The following is a 19,062-nucleotide window of genomic DNA, read 5'->3' as shown; positions in this document are numbered from 1 at the left end:
TCACCCGTTGATTCGTTCTCGTACGGCGGGACGCTTCTCCGTGAGGTCTCGATAGAGGTCCGTCTCGCCGATGTACGGCTCCGATTCCTCGATGAAGTACGCCATCTTCGCGAGGAGCTGCTGTGCCAGTTCGTCCGAGTCTGCCAGCCCGTAGTAGTCGCTGTTGTCGAGAATGTCTGCGGCCTTGACGAGGACCGCGGGCCGCCCCACCGCAAAGCAGCTGTCGTAGATGTCGTAGTGGCGTTCGAGATACTCGTCGATGCTCGGGTCAAAGCTGGCCGCTTCCACGATATCGGCGACTGCCGTGCCGAACCACGACCGAATCTCGTCGGCGGTCACGTCCGTATCCTCGATGAGGTCATGGAGGAAGCCGGCGACGACGACAGACTCCTCGTACCCCCGCTCGTAGAGGTCCATCCCCACGCGCGTGCTGTGGAGAATCACCGGCTTCGGGTTGTCGCCCGAGCTCTCGAAGGCGTGGACCAGATACTGAAGCGCTCGCTCGATTTCCTCGTCTTCGGTCGCATCGCGCATCGTAGCGAAAACGAGCCGGGGAGTGTTGACTTTGCTTCGGTCGACGCGACAGCGGGCGGCTATTTTACCCGCGGGGCGCACACGTCGGGTATGGACCAACTGTTCGCCCCGTGGCGCATCGACTGGATCGAGCGCGAGGAGACCGACATCGACGGGTGTCCGTTCTGCGTGTTGCCCGACCGCGACGACGACCGCGACTCCCGCATCCTCGCGCGCAACGACCACGCGTTCGTCATTCTCAACAACTACCCGTACAACCCGGGCCACGCGATGGTCATTCCCTACCACCACACCGGGGAGTACCGCGACCTCGACGAGGAGACGCTGCTCGCGATTGCGACGCTCAAACAGCAGACGTTCGACGCGCTCGATGCCGCCCTCGGTCCCGAGGCGTTCAACACCGGAATGAACCTCGGTGGTCCCGCCGGCGGCTCCATCACCGACCACGTCCACGCCCACGTGCTCCCCCGGTGGGGCGGCGACACGAACTTCATGCCCGTGCTCGCGGACACCAAGGTCATCGTCGAAGCCGTCGACGACACCTACGAGCGGGTCCGCGAGGCGTTCGCCGACCTCGATGGCGCACACGACCCCGGCGACCCGGCCGCAGTCGAGTTCTAGTCGGCGGCTTCGGTGTCTGTGACCTCGGCTTGCCAGTCGCGCAGGCGGTCGGCAGAGACGCCTTGTACGTCGCCGGCGACGGTCTCGGGGTCGGCCGAAGAGAGGTCCGAGAGGCTCTCGATACCCGCGGCGGCGAGTTTTTCTGCCGTCTTCGCGCCGACCCCGTCGAGGTCCTCGATCGCGCTTGCGGCCTGTCGCTCCTGATACTCCGCGTAGTTACAGATGGGACAGCCCAGCTCCCACGGCTCGTCGTCGTCCTCGTCGTCGCGCACGAGGAGTTCGGGGAGGTCGTGCTCGCCACACCGGTCGTCCGTCACCTCGATGTCGCCCCGCCGCGGAAGCGGCAGCGAGTAGTCGCAGTCGGGATAGCGCGTACAGCCGACGAGCCGCGACCCCGACCGGAGCTGCTTGATTGCGAGTTCGCCGCCGTCCTCGGCTCCACACTCCGGACAAGTCCCGATGACTCTGTCTTCGGTCTGGTCGGCCTCGTCGGCCTTACACAACGGACAGCCGTGGGTGAACGTCGACCGGCCGGCGAGCATCTTCACGTGACCGAGCCCGTGTTCTGCACACACCTCGTCGGTGACGGTCGGCTCGCCCTGGCTCGGGAGCGGAAGGGTGTACTCGCAGTCCGGATACCCGTCACAGCCGACGAAGTACGACCCCCGGCGCGACCGGCGCACGAGCAGGTCGTCGCCACACTCGGGGCAGGGACCAAGCGTCTTGTCCGCCTTCAGCGACGTGCGCAGGAAGTCGCCGATTTCCTCGCGGTGCTCGTGGAGGTCCTCGAATACCCGCTGGAGCATCTCGCGCGACTCGTCTGTCACCTCGTCTAGCGACTTCTCGCCGGCCGCGATGGCGTCCATGTCTGCCTCCAGTCGGGCCGTCATCGCCTCGTCGGTGACGTGGTCGGCGAACTGCTCTGCGGCCTCCACGACCGCCATCGCCAGTCCAGTCGGGCGCGGCGGGTCGTTCTCGATGTAGCCGCGGTCGTACAGCTTCTGGATGGTCTCGTGGCGGGTCGCCTTCGTCCCGATACCCATCTGCTCCATGGTCTCGATGAGCCGCGACTGGCCGCGACGGCGGGGCGGCTGTGTCTCTTTGGCTTCGAGCCGCACGCCCGAGAGGTCGAGGTCGTCGCCTTCCTCGACTTCGGGGACGAAGTTCTCGCTGGCCGAGGAGTACGGGTAGACCGCGTGGTAGCCGGCCTCGACGAGGCGCTTCCCGTTGGCCTTCAGCGAGCGGCCGTTTGCCGTTGCGACGACGCGCAGGTGCGCCCACGTCGCCGGCTCCGCACAGGTCGCGAGAAACCGCCGGACGACGAGTTCGAACACCTCCCACTCGTCCTCGCCGAGGTCCTGTCGGCCGGGAATCTCGCCGGTCGGATGAATCGGCGGGTGGTCGGTCGTCTCCTCGTCGCCTTCGGTCGGCTCGATGTCGTCCTGTTCGAGCAGGCTGGCGGCGTCCTCGCCGAACGCGCCCGTGTCGGCGAACGTCTCGAGCAGTTCCTCGGGGTCCAAGTCCTCGGGGTAGACGGTGTTGTCCGTGCGCGGGTAGGTAATCCAGCCGGCGGTGTACAGCTCCTCGGCGATGGACATCGCGCGCTGGGCGGAGTAGCCGAGCGAGCCGGCCGCGCGAATGAACTGCGTCGTGTTGAACGGGGCCGGCGGGTCGTCCGTCCGGGTGCGTCTGCGCACGGACTCGACGCTCGCGCTCGTCGCTTCCCGCAGGTCCTCGTAGGCGTCGTCGGCGTCGGCCTCGTTCCAGACGCGCTCGTTTTCAGTGCCGTCCTCGCCCTCGTAGAAGTACTGCGCTTCGAACGCCTCGTCGTCTTTCGCGAGGTCGCCGTAGATCACCCAGTAGTCGTCGGGGTCGAACGCCTGAATCTCGCGTTCCCGGTCGACGATGAGCTTCAGCGTTGGAGACTGGACGCGACCGACGGAGATGAAGTCGTTGCCGAGCTGGCCGGCGGTCAGCGAGAGGAACCGCGTCAGCGCGGCCCCCCACATCAGGTCGATGATCTGGCGCGCCTCGCCCGCGGCAGCGAGGTCGAAATCGAGGTCGTCGGGGTTGGCGAAGGCGTCTCGAACCTCGCGCTCCGTAATGGACGAAAATCGGACGCGCTTGATTGGGACGTCCGTCTCCTCCTCGATGAGTTCGTACGCCTCCTTGCCGATGAGTTCCCCCTCGCGGTCGTAGTCGGTGGCGATGACGGCCTCGTCGGCGTCGCGGGCGAGGGATTTGAGCGCGGCGACGATGTTCTCTTTCGTCGGCGTCTTGACGACCGACGCCTCGGAGAGTTCGACGGGCTGAACGTTGCGCCAGTCGCTGTACTCCGGCGGGAAGTCGACGCCGACGACGTGGCCCGACAGCCCGATGCAGCGCGTGTCGCCCCACCGGTAGATGTTGACCCCGTTCGTGCGTTCGACACCGTGGCCGCCCTCTGAGAGAATCTCTGCGATACGCCGGGCGGCGTTGTCTTTTTCGGTGACGATGAGTTCCATTATCGAAGTTAGGGCCGACAGGCGAAATAAACGCTTCGACGGCCAAAATCGACAGCAAGCGCGCCTGTGCGCGTGCTCTCGCGTGTACGCTCGCGCGTGTCGTGGTCGGGTTGGAGTGGTCTGTTTTCGATACTGCTGACGCTGTTTGGTATGGTTTCGACAGCACCGCGACCACTCTCGATTCTTGGCATCGGGGAAACAGCACCGCGACCGCAGCGGTCGCTGGCCCGTGGCCGTCGGCCACTCTCCCAACCCTTCCTCACGACGCACACGGCTTCGCCGGTGCGTCAGGCCACCGCGACAGTTGATCAATCGAGTGACATGGTGCGGTGGCGTGGTCCGAGCGCGCCTCGTGCGCGCGAGTCAGCGCGAGGTCGTCGCGAGGGCACCGAGCGACGGCTTGTCAGCGCGTGCTCTGACAGTGGATGAGCGACTGAAAAGAGCGAATCGGCTGGGGAGGCTCGTGGGCGGTTCGGGTGGATAGAAAGGGGTCCTGAAGTCTGCCGTGGCAGACTTCAGGGTCAGCACGACGCGCAGCGTCGTGCCCAGACGGGCGTGTCGCGCGTGTTTGGTCTGTTCCGTGGCCCCTCTCGACGTGAGCGAAGCGAACGAGAGATGTCACGGAAAGACCGCGACACGCCCGGGGCTTTCAAGCCGTTCACAACAGCGAAATCAGCGAACGATACGTCCGGGACTTTCCGCCTGTTCTCGTTACCGATGTATTCAGAGCAGTCAGCAAGTGAGACGACCAGAGGTTCCAAGCCAGAATTACCGACGTATCCGGAATCGGGCAAGCGACACGTCCAAACCACCACCACCCGAACACCGAGAAAGTGAAACAGGCCCACCGCCACGAGCGTCCGACGGGCGTCGAGTGGTACGTCAGCGACACGGACGGCACCGGCGGCCACCTCCGAGACTCGGCCGACGCCTTTCGGGTGCGCGAGCTCGAAGCCGTGGAGCCGGAGCCGCTCGACGCCGACCCCGGCTCGTACGCGCACGTCGTCTTCCGGGCGACCCTTCGCGAGTGGGACACCAACGCCTTCGCGGGCGCGCTGGCGTCGAAAGTCGGCGTCTCCCGCGAGCGCGTCTCGTGGGCCGGCACGAAGGACAAGTACGCGGTGACGACACAGCTGTTTTCCGTCCGACTGGAGGACGAACGCGACCTCCCCGAACTCGACGGCGCTGACATCGAGCCGCTCGGACGGGTGGGCCGGCCCGTCCTCTTCGGCGACCTCGCGGGCAACGAGTTCGAGATTTCGGTCGCGGAGCCAACCCACCCCGAACGCGCCGCCGACATCACCGCGGAACTCCGGACGTTCGCCGGCGACGACGAACGCGTGGGCGTCCCGAACTACTTCGGGCCACAGCGGTTCGGGAGCGCGCGCCCCGTCACCCACCGGGTCGGGCTCGCGATTCTCCGCGGCGAGTGGGAGGAAGCCGTCCGGACGTACGTCACGTTCACGAGCGAAACGGACCCCGAGACGAGCGCGAAAGCGCGGCGTTCGGTCGACGACCGATGGGGCGACGACTGGGGCGAGCTGACGGAACTGCTCCCCGGCCGACTCCACTACGAGCGGTCGCTGTTACAGGGGCTCGCGGAGACCGGCGGGGACACGCCCGAGGATTTCCGGGCCGCACTCGAACGGTTCCCGTCGAATCTCCAGCAGCTGCTCGTTCATGCGGCGCAGTCGTATCTGTTCAATCGCATCGTCTCGGCGCGATTAGAGCGGGGGCTACCCTTCGACGGGGCAGTCGCGGGGGACGTGGTCGCCTTCGCCGACCGCGACGCCCCGCTTCCCGTGCCGGACATGGACCGACTCCAGCACGTCGACGGCGACCGCGTGAGGACCGTCAATCGCCACGTCGAGCGCGGGCGGGCGTTCGTCACCGCGCCGCTCATCGGCACGGAGACCGATCTCGCGGACGGCGAACCGGGCGACATCGAACGCGAGATACTCGCGGAAGAGAGCATCGAGCGGTCTGACTTCGACCTGCCCGGAGAGTTCCACTCCGAGGGGACCCGGCGTGCCGTGCTCGTGACGACGGACCTCACGGTGACGGAGCCGCTGACCTTCCAGTTTCAGCTGCCGAAGGGGAGCTACGCGACGACGCTGTTGCGCGAGTATCTGAAGGTCGCGCCCGACCGTCTGGGATAGTCCCGCACGGCGTCAGCAGACTTTTTCGCCGGCTCCCGGTAGACGGCGCATGGACCCCGAACACGACGCCTACGGCCAACTGCTCCGCGACCACGTGGACGGCGAGGCCGGGCGCGAGATACTTGAACGCGACGACGGACTGGTGTCGGTCGCGCCGCCGGCGGAGCGCTACTTCGCCGTGCGCGAGGAGTGGAGTCCACGCGAGCAGACCGCCATCGAGCGCGCCGAGGGCCGCGTCCTCGACGTCGGCTGTGGCGCGGGCCGGGTCGCTCTGGCACTCGACACCGAGGTCGTCGGTATCGACGTGTCGCCGGGAGCCCTCGGGGTGAGTCGCGACCGGGGCGTCGACGCGAGAGAGTTGGACGTGACCGACGCCGCGCAGTTAGAGGGCGAATTCGACACGGTCGTCATGTTCGGCAACACGTTCGGGCTGGTCGGGACGGGCGAGCGCGCGCCGCGGGTGCTCGACGCGCTGGCGCGGGTGACGACCGACGACGCCCGGATACTGGCCGACACGCGCGACCCACACGCCACCGACGACGCCGTCCACCGCGAGTACCACGACCTGAACCGGCGGCGCGGGCGACTGCCGGGCGCGCTCCGGGTGCGGAGTCGTTACGAGACGACCGCCACTCCGTGGTTCGACCTGTTGACGGTCTCGCCCGACGAGATGCGCGAGGTCCTCGGGCCGTCGCCGTGGGACCTCCACGAGGTGGTTGCGCGAGACGAGGGCGGCGGATACGTCGCCGAGCTACGGAAGTCTTGAGCGCGGCTCCGGGCGGTTTATCCGCCGGCGTCGTCTCCCTTCCGTATGGACTGTCGGCAGTGTGGCACGGCGCTGGAACGCCCCGGTGACTTCTGTCTCACCTGCCGCACGCCGAACGTCGACACCGTCGTCATCGGCTGTGACCGCGACCGCGCGACCGTCACCTGCCTGCTCGACGAGGAGATTGTCGCAGAGCGCACCGTGACGACGCTCCCCGAGGACGACCCCGAGCAGGAGCCGCGGGAACTCCGGAACTTCGCCGGCAGAGTCGCCGACGAGGTCCACCGGAAGCGGCCCGAGGAGGTGTACGCGGCCGGGGACCGTGAGGTCCTCGACGCCGTGCGCGCGGAACTGCACTACACCCTCTATCGCGTCCCCGACGAGGACCCCGTCGCGCACGTGCTCGACCGACAGGGCGAGCCGGCACTGGAGGTCGTGAACACGCCCCCACGCGAGAAGTTGGGCGGGAGCCACACGACGCTCATCGGGGAGCGCGACGGTATGGAGGCCATCCAGACCGTCGGTGACCACCCGCACGTGAAGAAGATTATCCCGGGGCCAATCGACGCGGGCGGTGCCGGCTCGAACTCCGGGGTGCGGGCGAAGGCGACCCGCGCCGACGACACCGGCAACGTCCGGCTGTTGATTCGTGACGGCTCTTCCGTACAGGAGAATCGCGTTGTCACGACGGCCGACAGCCGCGAGTTGGGCGAGCGCATCCGCGAGGACCTCAACCACGCGCTGCGCGAGACCGAGCTTCAGGAGTAAGGGCGTCTCGCAGGGTTTATGCCCGCGACACCAGTTCGATACGACATGAGCAACAGTATCACCGGGAGCGCCGGCCGCTTTGGCGCACGCTACGGCCGTGTCGCTCGTCGCCGCGTCGCGGAGATCGAGGAGGACATGAACGCAGACCACAGTTGCCCCTCCTGCGGTGAGGACCGCGTCGACCGCAAGGGCACGGGCATCTGGCAGTGTGGTGCCTGCGGCCACAAGTTCGCCGGCGGCTCCTACCAACCGGAGACCCCGGCCGGTCGCACCGTGCGACGGTCGCTGCGTGCTGCACTCGGCGACGAGGAGTAAATGACGTACAAGTGTTCCCGCTGTAAGCGCGACGTGAGCCTCGACGAGTACGGCGGCGTGCGCTGTCCGTACTGCGGTCACCGCGTCCTGCTGAAAGAGCGCAGCCGCGACATCAAGACCGTCCAGGTCAATTGAGCCGGCCACACGCGGCGACACTCGTTTTCGACTACGCTGACTCGACAGCCGCGCGGCTCGTCGCGGCGAGCGTCGAACAGGAACTCGACGACATCGAAGGCGACCGCACGCACGCGACGCTGACACGGTCCGAGGCGTCCATCGAGGTGCGCGTCACGGCCGACGACCTCACCGCGCTCCGGGCCGGGATGAACACGTGGTTCTCGCTGGTCGAGGTGGCGGAGTCGGTCGCCGAGGTGTGACGCGAGTCGCCAGCAGGCGGCCGAATCGGCGGCTGAACGGAGGAAGACGGAAAGCGGGGGTTTTTGGGCAGCAAGCCCGTCGCCGGAAATATGCAGGGCAACCTTCCGCCGGAAGCACAGGAGAAAATCGAGGAGCTACAGGATCTTCAGGACACGGCCCAGCAGGTCGCCGCACAGAAGGAGCAGGCCCAGACCTCGCTGCAGGAGTCCAAGACCGCACTGGAGACGCTCGAAGACCTCGACGACGGGCTGGAGATGTACCGCGAGGTCGGCGAACTGCTCGTCGAGACCGACTACGACGACGCCTACGAGGCGCTCGAAGAGAAGGTCGACTCGCTCGAAATCCGCGTCGAGACGCTCGAAAAGCAGGAAGAGCGCGTCGAAGACCAGTTCAACGGTCTCCAGTCCGAACTGCAGAACATGCTCCAGCAGGGCGGTGGCGGCCCGCAGGGTCCCCAGGGTCCGGGCGGCGCGTAATGGGCGACGCCGAGCCGACCGACGAACAGGTCGTCGAAACTGCCTCCGACGCCGCGGAGGGACTCATTTTCTCACGCTACGCGCAGAGTGACGTCCGCGACCTCGACGTGACTGTCACATTCGAGGACGGCGTGCTCGACGTGGACGTGTACCTCGACGCCGAAGAGCACGCGGCAGAGGTCGCCGACGGGGCGGCACGCGCCGCACGCGACGCCGTCGACGAGCTGTTCGAGTCAGGTCACGAAGAATAACACGGCCGAGATGAGCGTGACGGCGAGGATGAACGTCGCCGCCAGCGCTCCGCCCATCTGGACCATTGCGTTCGCGTGGGCAGCAAGCGACTCCGTTCGGTCGTTCCCGAACACTGTCACCTCGGCCCGCTCGGTCGCCATCCCCGCCTCCACGGGTTCGAGGTCTTCTCGCGCTTCTTCGAGCAGTTCGACGGCGAGCAGCCGAAGCTCGTCGCCGTCCATTCGCTCGCCCACCTGATTCGACGCCTCGACCGTGTTGACGATGTGGGTGTCTGTCGTCATCACCTCGGCGAAGTCGACGTGCATTTCGAGCGTCTCGACGATTGAATCGCGCAGCCCCGGCTCCATGTTGTTCCCGTCAACGAGCACGTACGCCGTCACCTGTCCGTTCACCTCGGTGACGGCGACGCGGACGCCGAGGGGACCGATACCGTCGAGTGGCTCCCACCGCGTGCGGTCCCACGCCGTACCGAGCTTGACCGGGTAGCGGGTCGCGTCCGCCAGTCGGTCGCCGGACGCGCGTGCGCCCTCAATCATGTCGAACGAGCGCTTCGACCCGGGGACGACGTGGCCGAGGTCGTCGCCGTCGAGACCGTTGTTGCAGTTGTGGGCGTCAGCGAGCATGATGTCCTCCAGTCCGCCCTGTCGGGCCTCCGCCTGTGCGGAGAGCCCGACGGCGTACTCCACGTCGTCGGCGAACCCCGGCGCGTAGGTGGCGGTCATGAACGCGTCGTCGCCGAACGCCTGTGCGAGCAGCGTCGCTTCGCCCTCGGTCGTGCGGACGCTCTCGGTCGCGCAGTCGTGATACTCCAGCCGCTCCATCGCGCGGTCGGTCGCATCGAGCAAGGTGTCGACCTCGCGGGAGGTGACGAGATTGAAGTCGTGGCCGGCGGTGGCGTGTGGCGGAAACGCGAGGCCCTCGGCCTGTCGGGAGACGCGCTCGGGGAGATTTCCGCCGCCGATTTCTCCCATCGGCCCCGGGTGTATCATCGGGAGGACGAACCGGGCCTTCTCCCCCTCGTCGGTGCGAAACGAGAGGACCGTGACGGGGACGACCGCCTCGTCGCCGATGCGTTCGAAGAACGTCTCCAGCTCGCGGGTCCCCTCGGCGATGTGGCCGATGAAGCCGCGGAGGAAATCCAACACGGAGATGCCCATCGACTGCTTCCACGGCCGGTCGATGACGGCGACGAACAGCGTCACCGCGGTCGCATAGAGCACGCACATCCCGCCGAGCAGGAGGAAGTCGGACGGAACGACGGCGAGCAGCTGGAGTTCGGTCGGGGCCTCGCTGGCGCGCGTGGCCGGCGAGAGGAACGACTCCGTGAGCGAGCCGCCCTCCAGATAACGGGCCGCACCGGTGTAGACGAACAGCAAGAGTGCGGCGGTGACGGTCTGGATGCTGGCGGGGATACTCGCGCGCAGCGGTGACCGGTGGGAGATGGCCATCGCCACGAGCAGCCGGAGCGCGAAGATCCCCGCGAGTGCCGCCAACAGCGTGTCGAAGACGAAGTCCTGTCCGAGACCGGTCACGACCACGGCGAGCACGCTCGCCGCGACGAGCGCGCCGACGAGGAGCAGTTCACAGACGAGAGCGAGCAGGGAGGCGCGGTTCGGCGTGAGGTTGCCGCCGAGCATCCGGTCGACGTATGGCGTCACGGCACTGGCGACGACGGTCGGAATCCCGATGTAGAAGATTCCTTCCCACGCGTCTTCGAGGACGAACCGGGAGTCGAAGGCCGCGATACCGGCCAGTGCCGCGACGGCGAGCGCGAACGCGAGACTGGAGTACCAGCTCGGGGCGCGGAAGATGAACCGCGACAGCGAGGCGAGGTCTCCCTGCGATGCCGTCATTGGCGCGGCTTGTCGCTCGGGCCAGATAACGCTACTGACAGTGTGGTGGGGTGTGAGGGGTTCACACTCCCAAATCGTTAGACCGGCGTCAGACGTTCACGAACAGCGGGCGATGAAGTTCTCGAACAGTTCCTCGCCGCGCTCGGTGTGGGCCACTTCGGGGTGCCACTGGACGCCGTAGAGGTCGCGGTCGGTGTCGCCCATCGCCTCGACGCTGCACACGTCGCTGGAGGCGGTTCGCTCGAACCCCTCGGGCACCTTCGTCACCTCGTCGGCGTGGCTGGCCCACACCCGCGTCTCCGGGGCGAGCGAGCCGACGAGCGGGTCCGTGTCGTCGTCGATTGCCACGTCTACGTCGGCGTACCCCCCGTACTCGCCGGACTTGACCTCGCCGCCGAGTTCGGTCGCGATGAGTTGATGGCCGAGACAGATGCCGAGGACGGGTACGTCGGCGTCGATGTACTCCGGGGCGCGGCCGACACGGTCCATCGATGGGCCGCCCGAGAGGACGTAGCCGTCGGCGTCGGTCTCGGCGAGTGGCGTCTCGTTGTCGACGAGTTCGACGTCGACGCCCAAATCGCGAAGCGTCCGGTGTTCGAGGTGAGTGAACTGGCCGTGGTTGTCCACGACGACGATGCGGGTCATGGGCCGGGTAGCACATCCGTGGTGAAATATCTGCGGAATACGACGGCTGTCGCCGTCAGTACCCATCTCCGTGCATACTACTCGTCGTCGTAGCGGTCGGCTGCGGTCGCGAAACCCGCCTCCGACTGCTCGTCGCTGCGGCGCTGCTCGCGGGCGGCGAGCGCCTCGGCGTCGGGGCTGGCGTCGTCGTCCACGCGCGCCCACGACTGATGCACCTTCGCGTGACACCACCGACACAGCGAGACGGTGATCTCGTGGCTCAGCTCGCGGCGGTCGTCGTCGGGGTATTCGAGGTGGTGTTCTTCGAGCAGGGGACGGCTGTCGTCGTGGGCCTGCCGGTGGGCAGAGAGCCCACACCTGATACACTCGTCCCCGTGCGTGCGCGACCGGAACTTCGGACAGTCGCTCCACTCCCACTCGCCGTGGGGGTCGGCGGCGGGACATCGAAGGTCGTCTCGCCGGCGCTCGCGGGCGAAGCCGGGGTCGTTGTGGCCGTGCTCGACGGCGTAGCGACAGCGGCCGTCGTCGGTGAGATACTCACACCGGTCAACGAACGCGTAGGGGTCGTCCACGCCGACGGAGGTCCCCTCCGGCGTCTGTCGCACCATACCCGCGTTTTCGGTGCCACACGGTTATACCAGTTCGGACGCGTGAGCCTGAACTGATGGGTATCCGAAGAGGTTTTCTCTCCGCGCCGGGTTTCGGGGAGTATGACCGCTCCGTGGACCGACTGGGACCACATCGTGAAACTCGACCCCGACAAGACGCTGTACGCCGACGAGACGTTCACGGACGTGTGTGCGACCGGCACCGACGCCATCGAAATCGGCGGCACGCTCGACATCACGGCAGAGAAGATGCGCGAGTATCTCCGCCCGTGTCTGGCGGCGTGTGCCGAACACGATGTCGCCTGTTACATTGAGCCGTCACACGCCGACGCAGTCGTCCACGAGCCGATTCCCGACGGCTTTCTCGTTCCGGTCGTGCTCAATGCCGGCGACACCTTCTGGACGACCGGCGCACATCTCAACTGGGTGAAATCGGACGAGCACATCGACTGGGACCGGACGTTCAACGAAGCCTACATCATCATGAATCCAGACGCCTCCGTGGCGACGTACACCGAGGCGAACTGCGAGCTGGACGCCGACGACGTGGCCGCGTACGCGACCGTCGCAGAGCGAATGCTCGGACAGGATATCGTCTACGTGGAGTACTCGGGGATGTTCGGCGACACCGACGTCGTCGGTGCGGCCCACGACGCGCTGGACGAGGCGACGCTCTTCTACGGCGGTGGCATCGGAACGTACGACGACGCCTACCGGATGCGACACCACGCCGACACGGTCGTCGTCGGCGACCTCATCCACGACGAGGGAGCAGACGTAGTGGCCGAGACGGTCGACGGTGCGAAGGCCGCGGCCAAAGAACGCACCCCGGACAACACGGCCTGACGGGCAACTCATCTCCGGCCGAAACGGCGGATGTTTCTCCTCGCGCGCGTTATTTCATCCGCTGAGAACGGTACCAGAAGTTATATTCGGTAATATCGACAGGTATCTTGTGAGCGTGATTGCTCGGTACGCCATTCAATCCGATGCACTGCCCCTCACAGAGACGTTCTCACGGGGATCGATTCGACTGGTGCTCGAACGGACGGTCGGCGTAGACCCCTCTCGGCCGGCACACTTCTCGTGGGTAACGGACGGGGCGACGGCGTTTGAGGCGGGAACCGAGAATGACCCGACGGTCCGTGACGTACAGTGTCTCACGGAGAAGAACGGCCGCCGGCTCTACCGCTACGTGGTGACCGACGAGGCACACACGACCTACCCAAAGCTCGTCGACATCGACGCACAGCGGCTTCACGTCCAGTACGCGGAGGGGTGGTGGCACGCGCGGACCCGATTTCCCGACGCCGAGATCTTCACCTCGTACAGGGAGTGGCTCGCCGACGCCGGCGTGACGGTCCGGCTGCTTCGCGAGTACAGGTCGGACGCCGAAGGCGACAGCGGGCTCACGCCAGAACAGCAGGCGGTGGTGACGTTGGCGAGAGAGCGGGGCTACTTCGCGATTCCACGAGAGGCTGGTCGACGCGGGCGTGCAGGTGGAGGTGCGTCGCATCTACGCGGAGGAGCCACACGGGCCTACCCCCGGACTGACGACCGAACAGCGGGAGGCGCTCGCGGTGGCATACCGGAACGGCTACTTCGCGGTGCCGCGAGAGACGACGACGGCCGCGCTGGCCGAGAAGCTCGGCATCTCCGGGCAGGCGGTGAGCGAGCGGCTCCGGCGCGGCTACACCCGGCTCGTGGACGCGACGTTCGACGACGAGTGACCCGGAAAGACGGGGCTTAAGTCGCGACCGCAGGAAATGGTCGTATGGACGAACGGACGTACACGGCGGACGCGGCGCCGGGCGACACTGTCACCGTCGCCGGCTGGGTACACGAACTGCGCGACCTCGGCGGCATCGCCTTCCTCATCGTACGCGACACGAGCGGGAAGATTCAGGTCAAGCTCGAGAAAGACGAGATGGACGACGAACTCGTAGAGACCGGACTCGACGTGGCCCGCGAGTCGGTCGTCAAAATCGTCGGCGACGTGAAAGAGGAGCCGCGCGCGCCGACGGGCGTCGAAATTGTCCCGACCGACATCGAGGTCATCGCCGAGGCCGAGACACAGCTACCGCTCGACCCGTCCGGCAAGGTCGACGCCGAACTCCCAACCCGCCTCGACAACCGCACGCTCGACGTGCGCCGCGACGAGTCGAAGGCCATCTTCGAGATTCGCTCGGAGGTGTTGCGTGCGGTGCGCGAGGAGTTCCGCTCGTTCGGCTCGACGGAGATCACGACGCCGAAGATCGTCGCCACCGGGACGGAAGGCGGTACGGAGCTGTTCCCGATCACGTACTTCGGCGAGGAGGCGTTCATGAACCAGTCGCCACAGCTGTTCAAACAGCTGATGGTCGGCTCCGGGCTGGAGCGCGTCTTCGAGATCGGTCCAATCTTCCGCGCCGAAGAGCACAACACGCCGCGTCACCTCAACGAGGCCACCTCCATCGACTTCGAGTCGGCCTTCTTCGACCACACCGAGGCGATGGACGTGTGTGAAGCCGTCACGAAAGCGGCCTACGAGGCCGTCGCCGAGAACTGCACGGACGAGCTGGAGACGCTCGGCATCGACGACTTCGAGGTGCCCGAGGAGGCGTTCCCGCGGCTCACCTACGAGGAGGCAATCGAGCGCATCAACGCGACGGGCGAGCTCGACGAGCAGCTCGTGTGGGGCGACGACCTCCCGACCGAGGGCGAGCACGCGCTCGGACAGGACGTCGGCGAACACTACTTCATCACCGACTGGCCCTCGGAAATCAAGCCGTTCTACATCAAAGACCACGACGACGACGAGACGCTCTCGACTGGCTTCGACATGATGCACCCGCGCATGGAACTCGTCTCCGGCGGGCAGCGCGAACACCGCTTCGACCGCCTCGTCGAAGGGTTCAGAAAGCAGGGACTCAACCCCGACGAGTTCGAGTACTACACCAAGATGTTCAAGTACGGCATGCCGCCACACGCCGGCTGGGCAATCGGCGGCGAGCGACTCATCATGACGATGCTCGGGTTGGACAACATCCGCGAGGCGGTGTTGTTCCCGCGCGATCGCCAACGTCTGAGTCCGTAGGACGAAGACCTGAGAGCCAGCGAGGCGAACGAAGTGAGCCTCGCACGGACAGGCATCGACTTTCGCCGTAGGGGAAATCGCCAAAACAGATTCTTTAAATCGAGTCACACCGACGCCGGAGTATGCACGCGACGGCGTTCGTCCCCGGTCACGTGACCGGGTTCTTCTCCACGCATCCCGACGAGCGGCCGCTTCGCGCCGGGTCTCGGGGCGGCGGCGTCGCACTCTCACACGGCGTCGAGACGACCGTCACCGACGACACGGGCGTGACGCTCAACGGCGAGTCGATTTCCGTCGAACCCGTCGAGCGAGTGTTGGACGCACTCGACGTCGACCTCGGGGTGGCGTGTGAGACGCCGCTCCCGCTCGGCTCCGGCTTCGGGGTCTCGGGCGCGATGGCGCTCGGCACCGCCTACGTCGTGAGCGCCCACACGGCGGCCGGTCTCTCCGAGAACGACCTCGTGTCGCTGGCCCACCGCGCGGAAGTGGAGTCCGGGACCGGACTCGGTGACGTGGTCGGGCAGGCGCGGGGCGGGATTCCGCTGCGGCTCGAACCGGGCGCACCGGGGTACGGCGCGATGGACGGGGTGCCGGGCGGGTCGCGCGTCGAGTATCTCTCCTTGGGCGGGCTGTCGACGGCGGACGTGCTCGGCGGCGACACCGAGACGCTGTCTGTGGCGGGGGAACGTGCACTCGAAACGGTACGAGAGACGCCGACGCTCGCGACCTTCGTCGCGGCCTCGCGGCGCTTCGCCGAGGAGGCAGGTCTCCTCACCGACGAACTCCGGGCAATTCTCCGCGACGTGGACGCGGTCGGCGAGACGGCGTCGATGGCGATGCTCGGCGAGACGGTGTTCGCGCTCGGGACCGGGCTGTCCGATGCGGGGTACGACCCCGCAGTGTGTCGGATTCATCCGCCGGGAGCCGGCCTGCGCGTCGAGTGAGCGGCTATCCGGTGACATTTGTAGCCGGCGCGTCGAGAGGTGGTATGAGCGACGAGCCACAGATTCCCGTCTCTCCGGACGACGAGACCGAGATACCGGAGTCACACCCGCGCTACGAGTCGCTGCTCACCCGCCACCGCATCGAACACGGCGTCGACATCGGCATCACCTCTCGACAGGGGCTCATCGCGCAGGGCCGCGGCGAGGCCTACGACTACCTGCTCGGCGAGCGGACCATCGAGAGTGCCGACGACGCGGCCCGCGCCGCGGCCGCCCACTTCCTGCTCGCGGACCACCCCGTCATCTCCGTCAACGGGAACGTCGCCGCGCTCGTCCCCGGTGAGGTCATCGCCCTCGCGGAGGCGGCCGGCGCTGACATCGAGGTGAATCTGTTCAACCGCACCCGCGAGCGGATGGAGACCATCGCCGACCATCTTAGCGAGCACGGAGCCGAGGACGTGAAGGGACTCACCGCCGACAGCGAGATTCCGGGTCTCGACCACGCCCGTGCGAAGGTGGACGCCGACGGCATCGGCTCGGCGGACGTGGTGCTCGTCCCACTCGAAGACGGAGACCGTGCGCAGGCGCTCTCGGCGATGGGGAAAGTCGAGGTCGTCATCGACCTGAATCCGCTCTCGCGGTCGGCACAGGCCGCGAGCGTCCCAGTCGTGGACAACATCATTCGCGCCGTCCCGAACATCACGCGCCACGCCCGCGAGCTACAGGACGCAGACGAGTCCGAACTGCATGCGATTGTGGAATCGTTCGACCCCGAGACCGCACTTGAGGCCGCAGAGCGCGCGATTCGACGCGGGGAGTAGAGCCGCGACCCGCGTCCCGACCATCGTGTCGAGTCACTTATTAAGCAGCAAGCGTTGCTGACCGAAGGATAATGGATTCGCTACGCACCGGACTGAGCTACGGAGACGTGCTTCTCGTGCCGCAACGCTCACCAGTCGACAGCCGCGGCGACACCGACCTCTCGACGCAGCTGACGCCGAACGTCGAGCTGTCGAACCCGCTCGTCTCCGCGGCGATGGACACCGTCACGGAAGCCGACCTCGCGGCCGAACTCGGGGAGGCGGGCGGACTCGGCGTGCTCCATCGCTTTCTCACCGCCGAAGAACAGGCCCGGCAGGTGCGCGAGGTCCACGAGGCGGGCCAGCAGGTCGCGGTCGCCATCGGCATCAACGAGGATTATCTCGCCCGGAGCGAGGCGGTCGTCGCGGCCGGCGTCGACGCGCTCGTCGTCGACGTGGCCCACGGTCACCTCGAACGCACGCTGGACGTGGTGGAGACGCTCGCCGAGGCGTTCCCCGAGACGGACCTCGTCGCCGGGAACGTCGCCACGCCCGAAGGCGTCCGTGACCTCGCTGCCGCCGGCGCTGACTGCGTGAAGGTCGGTATCGGTCCCGGCTCGCACTGCACGACGCGGAAGGTGGCCGGAGCCGGCGTCCCGCAGTTGACCGCCGTGGACGACTGTGCCGACGCCGCAGACGAGGCGGGCGTGACCATCTGTGCTGACGGTGGCATCCGTACCTCCGGGGACGCCGTGAAGGCCCTCATGGCCGGCGCGGACACGGTCATGCTCGGGAGTCTCTTCGCCGGGACCGAGGAGGCCCCGGGCGCAGTGGTCGAGGTCGACGGAACCCGGTACAAGCAGTCGCGCGGGATGGCGACGACGGCCGCCGCCGAGGACCGCGAGGACAAGGACAGCGAGGTGCGCGCCGACGAGGGCGTCGAGGCGCTCACCCCCTACAAGGGTCCGGTGGCCGACGTGGTGACAGAGTTCTGTGGCGGGATTCGCTCGGGGCTTTCCTACTGTGGTGGACACACTATCGAGACGGCACGCGAGTCGGCAGAGTTCATTCGTGTCGCCGCCAGCGCACAAGAGCGAGAAGGCTACCACTCGGACCACGACTGGGAGGGCGTCAGCGTCGACAGCGTCGGCGAGGCGGACGGAACAGCCGTCCAGAGCGACGATTAGAGGTACGCGTCGAGTCGGTCGAGCCCCGTCTCCAGTCGGTCCAGCGAGTTCGCGTACGAGAGTCTGAGTTTCCCCTCACCGGCGTCACCGAATCCAGCGCCGGGGGCGAACACGACGCCCGCCTCCGTGACGAGAGCCTTCGCGAGCGCCGTGCTGTCGTCGTACCCCTCGGGGTCGAGGAAGGCGTAGAAGGCACCCTGAGAGCGCGACGCTTTGACGCCGTCCATCTCGGCGAGTCGGTCTGTGACGTAGTCGCGCCGCTCTCTGAAGGCGGTCTGCATCTCTCGAACGGGGGCCTGTGGCCCTTCCAGCGCGGCGATGGCTGCGTGTTGTGAAGGGGTCGGCGTGCTCGCGGTCGTGGATTCGCGAATCTTGGTCGTCTCGTCCACGACGCTGGATTCGGTAGCGAGCCAGCCGACGCGCCACCCGGTCATAGCGTAGGCCTTCGAGCAGGAGCCGATGGTGATGACGTGCTCGGAGTCGTCGACGAGTGTCGCCATCCCGGTCGGGTCGCGGTCGTAGGTGAGCGCGGCGTACACCTCGTCGGCGATGACGTACGCGTCGTGTTCTCGGGCCGCCTCGATGACCCCCGCGACGGTCTCGTCTGTGAAGACCCGGCCCGTCGGATTCGACGGCGAACACAGCATCACCGCCCCGGTGTCCGGTCCCATCCGGTCGATGACGCGGTCGGCGTCGAGATCGTACGGGAACGCCATCGGCACCTCGACGGGCGTGGCGTCGGCGAGTTGTGCCTGCGTCCAGTAGTTCGGCCAGCCCGGCGAAGGTATCAGGAGGTCGTCGCCGGGCTCGAGCACGGAGAGACAAGCCAGATGGAGCGCCTCCATCCCACCCGTCGTGACGAGCACGTCGCCGGCCCCGTAGGAGTGGCCGTACTCGCGGGCGAGCGTGTCGGCGATTGCGGTCCGGAGTGCCGGCAGTCCCGCGTTCGAGGTGTAGTTCGTCTCGCCGCGCTCGATAGCGGCGACTGCGGCCTCCTTGACGTGAGCGGGCGTGTCGAAGTCCGGTTCGCCGACCTCCAGTCGGACGAGGTCGCCGTCGGTTCGTTGCGCGAGGTCGAAGAGCACGCGAATCGGGGAGCGGTCGCACCTCCGGACGCGCGCGGTCGGTTGCATACCGAGATGGGCGACGGCGCGGGGCTTCAACTTTCCCCGCTGT

General features: G+C 67.1%; 21 protein-coding genes. 15 read left to right on the top strand and 6 right to left on the bottom strand.

The features are described 5' to 3' along the window. Nucleotides 1–534, bottom strand: coding sequence for an HD domain-containing protein (locus DMP03_RS06530; RefSeq protein ID WP_152119893.1), 534 nt, complete (start codon nt 532–534; stop codon nt 1–3). Nucleotides 535–624: 90 nt separating this feature from the next. Here DMP03_RS06530 and DMP03_RS06525 point away from each other — a divergent pair, with 90 nt between their 5' ends. Further along, entirely contained in the window at nt 625–1,155 is a 531-nt protein-coding gene (locus tag DMP03_RS06525; RefSeq protein ID WP_152119892.1) for an HIT family protein, read from the top strand. Here DMP03_RS06525 and DMP03_RS06520 read toward each other — a convergent pair. Beyond that, the gene (locus DMP03_RS06520; RefSeq protein WP_152119891.1) at nt 1,152–3,659 is read right to left on the bottom strand and encodes a DNA topoisomerase I; all 2,508 of its coding nucleotides are present in this window, start codon (nt 3,657–3,659) and stop codon (nt 1,152–1,154) included. The two genes, DMP03_RS06525 and DMP03_RS06520, sit on opposite strands and share 4 nt — an antisense overlap. 833 nt (nt 3,660–4,492) lie before the next feature. Here DMP03_RS06520 and truD point away from each other — a divergent pair. The 8 genes from truD (at nt 4,493) to DMP03_RS06480 (ending at nt 8,772) form a co-directional block, all read left to right on the top strand. Beyond that, nucleotides 4,493–5,818 (top strand): tRNA pseudouridine(13) synthase TruD, encoded by a 1,326-nt coding sequence (truD, locus tag DMP03_RS06515; protein WP_152119890.1) that lies wholly within the window; start codon nt 4,493–4,495, stop codon nt 5,816–5,818. Nucleotides 5,819–5,867: 49 nt separating this feature from the next. Further along, complete coding sequence (locus tag DMP03_RS06510) at nt 5,868–6,584, top strand: class I SAM-dependent methyltransferase (RefSeq protein ID WP_152119889.1); 717 nt, start codon at nt 5,868–5,870, stop codon at nt 6,582–6,584. A gap of 45 nt (nt 6,585–6,629) precedes the next feature. Beyond that, complete coding sequence (locus DMP03_RS06505) at nt 6,630–7,352, top strand: DUF2103 domain-containing protein (RefSeq protein ID WP_152119888.1); 723 nt, start codon at nt 6,630–6,632, stop codon at nt 7,350–7,352. Between the two features lie 45 nt (nt 7,353–7,397). Further along, nucleotides 7,398–7,667: a 50S ribosomal protein L37ae gene (locus tag DMP03_RS06500; RefSeq protein WP_152119887.1), complete on the top strand. Its 270-nt coding sequence runs from the start codon at nt 7,398–7,400 to the stop codon at nt 7,665–7,667. Then, entirely contained in the window at nt 7,668–7,802 is a 135-nt protein-coding gene (locus DMP03_RS06495; protein ID WP_075938073.1) for a DNA-directed RNA polymerase subunit P, read from the top strand. It begins immediately after the preceding gene. Continuing rightward, the gene (locus tag DMP03_RS06490) at nt 7,799–8,044 is read left to right on the top strand and encodes a KEOPS complex subunit Pcc1 (RefSeq protein ID WP_152119886.1); all 246 of its coding nucleotides are present in this window, start codon (nt 7,799–7,801) and stop codon (nt 8,042–8,044) included. The genes DMP03_RS06495 and DMP03_RS06490 overlap by 4 nt, the downstream gene beginning before the upstream one ends. A 90-nt stretch (nt 8,045–8,134) precedes the next feature. Continuing rightward, the gene (locus DMP03_RS06485) at nt 8,135–8,521 is read left to right on the top strand and encodes a prefoldin subunit beta (protein WP_152119885.1); all 387 of its coding nucleotides are present in this window, start codon (nt 8,135–8,137) and stop codon (nt 8,519–8,521) included. Continuing rightward, nucleotides 8,521–8,772 (top strand): DUF3194 domain-containing protein, encoded by a 252-nt coding sequence (locus DMP03_RS06480; protein ID WP_152119884.1) that lies wholly within the window; start codon nt 8,521–8,523, stop codon nt 8,770–8,772. Before DMP03_RS06485 ends, DMP03_RS06480 begins: the two co-directional genes overlap by 1 nt. Here DMP03_RS06480 and DMP03_RS06475 read toward each other — a convergent pair. The 3 genes from DMP03_RS06475 to DMP03_RS06465 form a co-directional block, all read right to left on the bottom strand. Next, nucleotides 8,755–10,626 (bottom strand): DUF2070 family protein, encoded by a 1,872-nt coding sequence (locus tag DMP03_RS06475; protein WP_152119883.1) that lies wholly within the window; start codon nt 10,624–10,626, stop codon nt 8,755–8,757. The two genes, DMP03_RS06480 and DMP03_RS06475, sit on opposite strands and share 18 nt — an antisense overlap. A 96-nt stretch (nt 10,627–10,722) precedes the next feature. Next, complete coding sequence (locus DMP03_RS06470; protein ID WP_152119882.1) at nt 10,723–11,271, bottom strand: GMP synthase subunit A; 549 nt, start codon at nt 11,269–11,271, stop codon at nt 10,723–10,725. 77 nt (nt 11,272–11,348) lie between these two features. Next, nucleotides 11,349–11,876 carry a DUF7097 family protein gene (locus DMP03_RS06465; RefSeq protein ID WP_152120096.1) on the bottom strand — a complete coding sequence of 176 codons (528 nt, stop codon included), beginning with the start codon at nt 11,874–11,876 and terminating at the stop codon, nt 11,349–11,351. Between the two features lie 105 nt (nt 11,877–11,981). On the opposite strand from DMP03_RS06465, the gene DMP03_RS06460 reads away from it, so the two are divergent. From DMP03_RS06460 to DMP03_RS06435, 6 genes are all read left to right on the top strand, one after another. Further along, the gene (locus DMP03_RS06460; protein WP_152119881.1) at nt 11,982–12,725 is read left to right on the top strand and encodes a phosphoglycerol geranylgeranyltransferase; all 744 of its coding nucleotides are present in this window, start codon (nt 11,982–11,984) and stop codon (nt 12,723–12,725) included. A gap of 653 nt (nt 12,726–13,378) precedes the next feature. Then, nucleotides 13,379–13,609, top strand: coding sequence for a helix-turn-helix domain-containing protein (locus tag DMP03_RS06455; RefSeq protein WP_172967093.1), 231 nt, complete (start codon nt 13,379–13,381; stop codon nt 13,607–13,609). Between the two features lie 44 nt (nt 13,610–13,653). Beyond that, nucleotides 13,654–14,955, top strand: coding sequence for an aspartate--tRNA(Asn) ligase (gene aspS / locus DMP03_RS06450; protein WP_152119879.1), 1,302 nt, complete (start codon nt 13,654–13,656; stop codon nt 14,953–14,955). Between the two features lie 122 nt (nt 14,956–15,077). Then, nucleotides 15,078–15,899: a pantoate kinase gene (locus DMP03_RS06445; protein WP_152119878.1), complete on the top strand. Its 822-nt coding sequence runs from the start codon at nt 15,078–15,080 to the stop codon at nt 15,897–15,899. A 44-nt stretch (nt 15,900–15,943) separates the two neighbouring features. Then, entirely contained in the window at nt 15,944–16,720 is a 777-nt protein-coding gene (locus DMP03_RS06440; protein WP_152119877.1) for a 4-phosphopantoate--beta-alanine ligase, read from the top strand. A 71-nt stretch (nt 16,721–16,791) separates the two neighbouring features. Next, the gene (locus DMP03_RS06435; protein WP_152119876.1) at nt 16,792–17,886 is read left to right on the top strand and encodes a guanosine monophosphate reductase; all 1,095 of its coding nucleotides are present in this window, start codon (nt 16,792–16,794) and stop codon (nt 17,884–17,886) included. Here DMP03_RS06435 and DMP03_RS06430 read toward each other — a convergent pair. Beyond that, complete coding sequence (locus DMP03_RS06430; RefSeq protein ID WP_152119875.1) at nt 17,883–19,019, bottom strand: pyridoxal phosphate-dependent aminotransferase; 1,137 nt, start codon at nt 19,017–19,019, stop codon at nt 17,883–17,885. The genes DMP03_RS06435 and DMP03_RS06430 overlap by 4 nt on opposite strands. Nucleotides 19,020–19,062 lie beyond the last annotated feature (43 nt).

The sequence above is a fragment of the Halosegnis rubeus genome, from assembly GCF_009184545.1.
GTDB classification, from domain to species: domain Archaea; phylum Halobacteriota; class Halobacteria; order Halobacteriales; family Haloarculaceae; genus Halosegnis; species Halosegnis rubeus.
The sequence above is the reverse complement of the archived record's forward strand: the minus strand, read 5'-3'. Positions and strand labels throughout refer to the sequence as shown.

Bases quoted from the DNA above. Each gene is read 5' to 3' on its own strand.
- DMP03_RS06530 (WP_152119893.1), bottom strand. From the start codon at position 534: ATGCGCGATGCGACCGAAGACGAGGAAATCGAGCGAGCGCTTCAGTAT.
- DMP03_RS06525 (WP_152119892.1), top strand. From the start codon at position 625: ATGGACCAACTGTTCGCCCCGTGGCGCATCGACTGGATCGAGCGCGAG.
- DMP03_RS06520 (WP_152119891.1), bottom strand. From the start codon at position 3,659: ATGGAACTCATCGTCACCGAAAAAGACAACGCCGCCCGGCGTATCGCA.
- DMP03_RS06510 (WP_152119889.1), top strand. From the start codon at position 5,868: ATGGACCCCGAACACGACGCCTACGGCCAACTGCTCCGCGACCACGTG.
- DMP03_RS06505 (WP_152119888.1), top strand. From the start codon at position 6,630: ATGGACTGTCGGCAGTGTGGCACGGCGCTGGAACGCCCCGGTGACTTC.
- DMP03_RS06500 (WP_152119887.1), top strand. From the start codon at position 7,398: ATGAGCAACAGTATCACCGGGAGCGCCGGCCGCTTTGGCGCACGCTAC.
- DMP03_RS06495 (WP_075938073.1), top strand. From the start codon at position 7,668: ATGACGTACAAGTGTTCCCGCTGTAAGCGCGACGTGAGCCTCGACGAG.
- DMP03_RS06485 (WP_152119885.1), top strand. From the start codon at position 8,135: ATGCAGGGCAACCTTCCGCCGGAAGCACAGGAGAAAATCGAGGAGCTA.
- DMP03_RS06480 (WP_152119884.1), top strand. From the start codon at position 8,521: ATGGGCGACGCCGAGCCGACCGACGAACAGGTCGTCGAAACTGCCTCC.
- DMP03_RS06475 (WP_152119883.1), bottom strand. From the start codon at position 10,626: ATGACGGCATCGCAGGGAGACCTCGCCTCGCTGTCGCGGTTCATCTTC.
- DMP03_RS06470 (WP_152119882.1), bottom strand. From the start codon at position 11,271: ATGACCCGCATCGTCGTCGTGGACAACCACGGCCAGTTCACTCACCTC.
- DMP03_RS06460 (WP_152119881.1), top strand. From the start codon at position 11,982: ATGACCGCTCCGTGGACCGACTGGGACCACATCGTGAAACTCGACCCC.
- aspS (WP_152119879.1), top strand. From the start codon at position 13,654: ATGGACGAACGGACGTACACGGCGGACGCGGCGCCGGGCGACACTGTC.
- DMP03_RS06445 (WP_152119878.1), top strand. From the start codon at position 15,078: ATGCACGCGACGGCGTTCGTCCCCGGTCACGTGACCGGGTTCTTCTCC.
- DMP03_RS06440 (WP_152119877.1), top strand. From the start codon at position 15,944: ATGAGCGACGAGCCACAGATTCCCGTCTCTCCGGACGACGAGACCGAG.
- DMP03_RS06435 (WP_152119876.1), top strand. From the start codon at position 16,792: ATGGATTCGCTACGCACCGGACTGAGCTACGGAGACGTGCTTCTCGTG.
- DMP03_RS06430 (WP_152119875.1), bottom strand. From the start codon at position 19,019: ATGCAACCGACCGCGCGCGTCCGGAGGTGCGACCGCTCCCCGATTCGC.